This window comes from Phaeobacter sp. JH20_34 (assembly GCF_048056095.1).
Classification (GTDB): domain Bacteria; phylum Pseudomonadota; class Alphaproteobacteria; order Rhodobacterales; family Rhodobacteraceae; genus Phaeobacter; species Phaeobacter bryozoorum.
Genome location: NZ_JAYMWT010000012.1, coordinates 1 through 478, shown reverse-complemented (window position 1 = coordinate 478; position 478 = coordinate 1). Strand labels below are relative to the sequence as shown.

Genomic DNA, 478 nt, shown 5'->3' with positions numbered 1-478 from the left:
CGCTTGGTGTTGTAGTGTTTTCTCCAGCTTTCGATGACGATTTGTGCTTCACGCAGCGAGTAGAAAGCCTCCCCGTTCAGCAGTTCGTCCCGCATGCGCCCGTTGAAACTCTCGCAGTATCCGTTCTCCCAAGGTGACCCCGGTTCAATGAAAGCAGTCTTGGCGCCGACGGCCGTGATCCAGCCCCTGACAGCCTCCGCAATGAACTCAGGGCCGTTGTCAGATCTGATATAGGCTGGAACACCGCGCAGAATGAACAGGTCCGTCAGCGCGTCGACGACTTCGGTTGAGTTCAGCTTTCGCTTCACCCGGACGGCAAGACATTCCCGGCTGAATTCATCCAGAATGTTCAATGTTCTGAACGCTCTTCCATCGTCTGTCCGGTGATGCACGAAGTCGTACGACCAGACGTGGTTGCGATATTCGGGGCGCAGCCGAACACATGATCCGTCGTTGAGCCAGAGCCGCCCCTTCTTGG

General features: G+C 56.5%; 1 protein-coding gene. It reads right to left on the bottom strand.

All coding sequences use genetic code 11. The annotated features are described in order from the left end of the window. Positions 1-478, bottom strand: a 478-nt coding sequence (locus tag VWZ81_RS11485) for an integrase core domain-containing protein (RefSeq protein WP_416542588.1), incomplete at both ends; no start/stop codon positions are given.